Source organism: Desulfobotulus alkaliphilus, from assembly GCF_007830435.1.
Lineage (GTDB): Bacteria > Desulfobacterota > Desulfobacteria > Desulfobacterales > ASO4-4 > Desulfobotulus > Desulfobotulus alkaliphilus.
Genome location: NZ_VLLC01000076.1, coordinates 1 through 3,700, shown reverse-complemented (window position 1 = coordinate 3,700; position 3,700 = coordinate 1). Strand labels below are relative to the sequence as shown.

Sequence of the window (3,700 nt, the reverse complement as noted above, 5' to 3'; positions counted from 1 at the left end):
TTAATAATTTCTGCCTGATGTAGCAGATCTGTCCAGTAGTCCGTTTCATTTGCTTCTTTCAGAGCAATAGTCATTTTGTGTATAAAATCGGCTTTCGGAAGATTGGGCCAAGCGGCTGGATATGTTTCTGGAATTCGACGACCGTGAGATCCTGCAGGATTCCGGTAACGCAACAGCCAAGCTGGCCAGAGTGCATGCCGAGAGTGAATTTGAAAAATACCGCATCGTTCAGGACCGCCTGTTTGAGAGTGACTTCGACCGGGTGATAAAGCAATTGGAGTTTGAAGGCAAAGACAAGGAAACAGATTGAATTTCGAATCCGGCATGCATGAAAAGCTGCGCAGCCTTCTTCTTTGGCTAAGTTTGGTGTTTATGAACCAACCAGCGAGTAATTGGAAACCTATATGAAGAAAACGGAAATAGATGAAATTGTTCAAGCGAGATTAAAAGATGCTGAAGTTTTATTTGAGGCTTCACGTTTTGATGGCTCTGTCTATTTGTGTGGGTATGCCATTGAACTTGGCTTGAAAGCAAGAATATGCAGAATCCTGAATTGGGACGAATATCCTACAAGTGGCAAATTCAGCACCTTTAAAACGCACAATCTTGATGCACTCCTTCATTTGATAGGTTTGGAAAATATCGTGATATTAAAATGTATTGCAGAATGGTCTATTGTTGCGCAGTGGAATCCAGAAGCTCGTTATAAGCCAATTGGAAGCGTAAAAGAGGATGACGCCAAGGACATGCTGGATTCTGCAAAGGAGTTAATAAAACAATTATGAAAGAACAAATAGAAAAATTTCAGAAGGTTGAAAAAAGTCTTAGTGAATCGAAAGGGCAGTTTGAATTATTTGCACTGTTTTTGAGAGAAGATTCACCCGGCAGATGGGACTTACTAATATCGGCTGAATGGGTGAGAGCCAATAAAAAAGCTTCAATTAATACTATAATTGAAGAAATCCGAAAGGAATTATCAGACCCGGAATTGCTTATGTTATCACGTATTGTAATTCTTGATAAGGATGATGAAACCCTGAAAGCGATACATCGGGCAAGGCGGGTTGAGCATGGATTGGCTGAAATATCAGACAGTAGTTTTTCAGGTTTAGCCATTAAACATGCTTATTTAATAACATCACAAAGACAAATTCAGAACCATGCAGCCGAAGCAAAAAGCTGCCCAGCGGATGAGTAAGGCTGTGGCAAATAAGGGCACTGGGCTCCGACCATACCAGAATACCGTTTTGACCTTGGGCTGCTCGCTGTCATGATTTCTTATGCAGCCCGTTGCAGGGCAAGAAGCTCCCGAATAAGATTGCGTCACGGGCAAATAGGAGGGGGGCGTTTACGTTTTTGCATCCAAAAGCAGAAAGGACATGGGAAAATGCAACGAAAAATTGAAGATATAACGACAGAGCTGATGAGATTGTCAAAGAGAGAACGTTTAGAAATTATAAGATTTCTTCTTTTCATAGATAATCGGTCTTTGGATTCTGATGATATTGATTCTGCATGGCAAGCGGAAATTGAAGACAGAGTTCATGCTGTCGATCAGGGAAAAGCCATCGGTATCGACTATGATGAAGCCATGTGTTAAGAATCAAAGAAGAGGAAGACTTCTTTGACTATGTGATATTCAGGTTTGTAGATATCCTTAACGAATTAGAATTAATCGATGCAACCTTCTATAAGTTAGTTAAATATGGAACAACAGACGGCAGGATTATTACACTTATTAAGAATGGATTTAGTCGAGGAGTAGCTGAACTTCTTCTTACAAAAAAATACAAGAGTTTTGTCCAGTTTGCCGAGGACGATAGTGTCTGGATTAACCCAGAAATTCACAAGAGGCTTATCGCCGATAAGGTTGGTTTTCTCCAAAGACATGAAGTAAGCCTAAATGTGATGGCAACACAATAGAACTATATAAAATGAAACATAACAAGGCTAATGCAGCCGACGCAAAAAGCCGCGCGGCTAATTAGCAGCGTTCTGTGTAATGCCGATAAGGAGAGATAATGTTTGAGGCGTTGGATTACACCGCGAGTGATCTTTGGACTGATGAGCATACGTCAGCACAGATGCTCTCGTGCCACCTCAATGAGGCCATCGACCTTTCTTCGCGAAACGCACCGTTTATCAATCGATCGGTGGAATGGATCGTTTCCCGCTTTAACATCGGCAAGGACACCAAAATCGCTGATTTCGGCTGTGGTCCCGGATTGTACGCAACGGAATTGGCTAGGCGCCAGGCGCAAGTGACAGGCTTGGATTTTTCGAGAAGGTCCATTGCGTACGCAAGGGAGATCGCAATCCGAGAGCAGCTGAATATCAACTATGTGATTCAGAATTACCTGGATTTTGAGACAGAAGACCGGTTCGACCTTGTCCTGATGATCATGTGCGATTTCTGCGCCCTGAGCCCTGCCCAAAGAAGTGGTCTTCTGAGTACCTTTCACAAGGTCCTGAAGCCGGGCGGCTCGATCCTTCTTGATGTGTATTCACTGGCGGCATTTGACCAACGAGAAGAGGCAGCGAAATACGAAGTGAACCTCCTCAACGGATTCTGGGCGCCAAACAAGTACCATGGGTTTTTAAATATCTTCAAATACAACAAAGAGAAGGTTGTTCTTGATAAGTACACGATTGTCGAATCGGGTCGCACCAGAACCGTGTACAACTGGCTGCAATATTTCGATCCTGAAGAACTGGAGGGGGAGTTTGTGGAGGGCGGCTTTTCCATTGAGGCGTTCTATTCAGACGTTGCCGGGACCCCGTACGATCGGAATTCAAACGAATTTGCGGTCATCGCCAAGAGGGCGTAGTCCGGCACAGAACAATGCCATGCACACGAACGTGGATTCCACTGCGTTAGCATCACAGTACTGGAGGGGTAATTTGAGAAGAGTATTAATGAGTGCCTGCCTTCTGGGGAAAAGTGTTCGATACGATGGTGGGAGCCTACCAGTGCATGATCAGATCATAGAGAGGTGGATATCTGAAGGCCGGATTGTTTCAGTTTGCCCAGAAGTTGAGGCCGGAATGAGTATACCCAGGAAGCCTGCGGAGATTTTCGAAGGTAGCGGAAGCAGTGTGTTAGACGGTGAAGCCGACGTTGTTGAAAAAGGCGGAAGCATTGTTACCGATGATTTTATCTCAGGTGCCTCGGTTGTCTTGGAACTGTGCAAGAAGTTCAATATTGAAATAGCCATACTGGCTGAGTCTAGTCCTTCTTGCGGCAGTTCATTCATCTATGACGGTAGCTTTTCAGGTAACCGGAACCCCGGAACGGGAATGGGTGTTACGGCCGCGTTGCTCCGTCGGCATGGTATTAAAGTGTTTAGTCAACATGAGATAGCGGATGCTAATAAGGCCATCCACGCGACAAGCGCGTGATGGCAGCGTTAGGTGTCAAACAAGAATTTATTGAAAGAAACGTCAGAGGATGAAGTCAAATGAATGATTGGTTTACGATAGATCAAATTGACAAAGAAACTTTTATCATAAGCGAATATCGCCACTGGGAAGAAACGCATTGTTATCTTTTAACTGGCTCTGAGCGAAGCTTGCTGATTGATACCGGCCTTGGAATATGTAACATCTATCCTAAATTCCCGATAAATTATACACCTACAAACGTTATACAAAGTGCTAAAATTGGATGTATGGCTTTGAGATTAAAGTTTTTATTTGTTGT

The 3,700-nt window shown here is 43.6% G+C and carries 6 protein-coding genes and 3 pseudogenes; 8 read left to right on the top strand and 1 reads right to left on the bottom strand.

Translation table 11 applies throughout. From position 1 onward, the window contains the following. Positions 1–74 (bottom strand): annotated as a pseudogene (locus tag LZ24_RS18130) (four helix bundle protein); the annotation flags it as partial. Positions 75–109: 35 nt separating this feature from the next. Between LZ24_RS18130 and LZ24_RS17735 the strand changes: the two are divergent. The 8 genes and pseudogenes from LZ24_RS17735 to LZ24_RS17895 form a co-directional block, all read left to right on the top strand. Continuing rightward, a pseudogene (locus LZ24_RS17735) lies at positions 110–310 on the top strand (cell filamentation protein Fic); the annotation flags it as partial. 94 nt (positions 311–404) lie between these two features. Next, complete coding sequence (locus LZ24_RS16895) at positions 405–785, top strand: HEPN domain-containing protein (protein ID WP_144686881.1); 381 nt, start codon at positions 405–407, stop codon at positions 783–785. Then, on the top strand, positions 782–1,198 hold the full coding sequence (locus tag LZ24_RS16890; protein ID WP_144686880.1) for a hypothetical protein: 417 nt from the start codon (positions 782–784) through the stop codon (positions 1,196–1,198). The genes LZ24_RS16895 and LZ24_RS16890 overlap by 4 nt, the downstream gene beginning before the upstream one ends. A gap of 189 nt (positions 1,199–1,387) precedes the next feature. Next, the gene (locus LZ24_RS16885) at positions 1,388–1,600 is read left to right on the top strand and encodes an addiction module protein (RefSeq protein WP_144686879.1); all 213 of its coding nucleotides are present in this window, start codon (positions 1,388–1,390) and stop codon (positions 1,598–1,600) included. Beyond that, entirely contained in the window at positions 1,594–1,923 is a 330-nt protein-coding gene (locus LZ24_RS16880; protein WP_144686878.1) for a hypothetical protein, read from the top strand. Before LZ24_RS16885 ends, LZ24_RS16880 begins: the two co-directional genes overlap by 7 nt. Before the next feature lie 98 nt (positions 1,924–2,021). Further along, complete coding sequence (locus tag LZ24_RS16875) at positions 2,022–2,828, top strand: class I SAM-dependent methyltransferase (RefSeq protein WP_144686877.1); 807 nt, start codon at positions 2,022–2,024, stop codon at positions 2,826–2,828. Between the two features lie 19 nt (positions 2,829–2,847). Continuing rightward, on the top strand, positions 2,848–3,399 hold the full coding sequence (locus LZ24_RS16870; protein ID WP_222427698.1) for a DUF523 domain-containing protein: 552 nt from the start codon (positions 2,848–2,850) through the stop codon (positions 3,397–3,399). A 59-nt stretch (positions 3,400–3,458) separates the two neighbouring features. Beyond that, a pseudogene (locus LZ24_RS17895) lies at positions 3,459–3,700 on the top strand (hypothetical protein); the annotation flags it as partial.

Bases quoted from the DNA above. Each gene is read 5' to 3' on its own strand.
- LZ24_RS16895 (WP_144686881.1), top strand. From the start codon at position 405: ATGAAGAAAACGGAAATAGATGAAATTGTTCAAGCGAGATTAAAAGAT.
- LZ24_RS16890 (WP_144686880.1), top strand. From the start codon at position 782: ATGAAAGAACAAATAGAAAAATTTCAGAAGGTTGAAAAAAGTCTTAGT.
- LZ24_RS16885 (WP_144686879.1), top strand. From the start codon at position 1,388: ATGCAACGAAAAATTGAAGATATAACGACAGAGCTGATGAGATTGTCA.
- LZ24_RS16875 (WP_144686877.1), top strand. From the start codon at position 2,022: ATGTTTGAGGCGTTGGATTACACCGCGAGTGATCTTTGGACTGATGAG.
- LZ24_RS16870 (WP_222427698.1), top strand. From the start codon at position 2,848: ATGCACACGAACGTGGATTCCACTGCGTTAGCATCACAGTACTGGAGG.